The organism is Verrucomicrobiota bacterium (genome assembly GCA_037139415.1).
GTDB lineage: Bacteria > Verrucomicrobiota > Verrucomicrobiia > Limisphaerales > Fontisphaeraceae > JBAXGN01.
On record JBAXGN010000377.1, the window covers coordinates 1 to 1,605 of the forward strand.

Here is a 1,605-nt window from a genome sequence, read left to right on the forward strand (position 1 = left end):
TATCATTCGTGACGATGAAAGTCACGGTTTGCGTGGCTTCATCCGGCGGGCCGGGAGAAATATTGATCGCAAAGTTCGTCACGGTTTGCGGGCCAGCATCCTCCATCACGAATTGGCTGGTATTGCCAGCCTGGAAGTTGGCTTTACTCGCTCCGTAGTAGATAATGTTGGCGCACAGATTGTTTCCTTGCGGTTGAGGGGAGTGGAAATTAGCGGTAGTCATGCCGCCAAAGAGCACATTGCCCCGGCCCGCTTGTAGTTCTCCCAGAACAACCCGGTTCGAAACATCAGTTATCAGCGCGGTCATCGCTACCCCAGTGAGGAAGCCGTGCGAGAAATAGCCACCAGTCCAAGCTGTGCCGACTGGCGACTGCGGACCGTTAAAGATGGAATGACCGGGAATTGCGGCTGAGGCGGTGCCAGAGAAGGACGTCGCGCCGTCGTAATTCAGCGTGACGCCAAAACCAAAGTTGATATTTCCGCCCTTATTTGGGGCAGCGTTGATAAACAGGCTGCCGCCGTTGCTTACCCACCCCTGCAGCGCCCCAAGGTTGGCGGTCAGGAAGGCGTTCAGCGCATTAGCCAGCGCATCACTACCCTCCAAGAACAGAAACTTGTTGGTGGCCAGCAAGGTTTGCACGTCAACCGTTTCAAAGGTGTATCCCCGCCAGTTGCCAGGGCCGAAGGCCGTGTCCATTGCGCTTTCATTTTCTGTGTTTCCCCAAGGATTACCGACTGTGGATTTAAGGTAGGCCACCGCCATAGGCATACTACCACCTACCTGCCCGCTCAGATTGAAGTTCGGCGGGTCATTCACCGGCGTAATAGTGATGGTGAACGTGTTTGTCGTCTTGTCCATCCCGCCGTTGGCGGTGCCGCCGCTGTCCTGAGCCATGATGGTTACGGTGGCTGAGCCATTGGCATTGGTGGCAGTGGTAAAGGTCAACGAGCCGTTCAAGGCCAGCACTGGTTGCACTGAGAAGAGCGAGGGGTTGCTGACAGATAGCACCGTGAGGTTAGTCACGCTCTGGCTGCTTTCGTTGCCCGGGCCGGGCGAGGTGGTGACGAAGCCGGGCACGGTAACGACGCCAGCGTCTTCCAGCACCGTCACGTTATTCGAGGCCAGGGTAATCACGGGCGGGTCATTGACCGGAATGACGGTGAGGGTGAAGGTGTTCGTCGCTGTGTCGGTTCCGCCGTTGGCGGTGCCGCCGTTGTCCTGGGCCATGATGGTTACGGTGGCGACGCCGTTGGCGTTGGATGCGGTAGTGAAGGTCAGAGTGCCATTTAACGTCAGCGTCGGTTGCACCGAGAAGAGTGAGGGATTGCTGACACTCAGCACCGCCAGGTTGGTCACGCCCTGGGCGCTCTCATTGGCCGGCCCGGGCGAGGTGGTGACGAAGCCGGGCACAGCCGTCACGCCAGCGTCCTCCAGCACCAAGACGTTGTTTGATGCCAAGGTGATCACCGGCGGATCGTTCACCGGCGTAATGGTCAGGGTGAAGGTGTTCGTGGTCTTGTCCATGCCGCCGTTGGCAGTACCACCGCTATCCTGCGAGACCACGGTTACGGTGGCGACGCCGTTGGCGTTGGGGGCGGTGGTAA

The 1,605-nt window shown here is 58.6% G+C and carries 1 protein-coding gene; it reads right to left on the reverse strand.

Annotated elements, in window-relative coordinates; genetic code table 11:
- Positions 1-1,605: Ig-like domain-containing protein (locus WCO56_29835; protein ID MEI7733803.1), on the reverse strand; the 1,605-nt coding region annotated here is incomplete at both ends.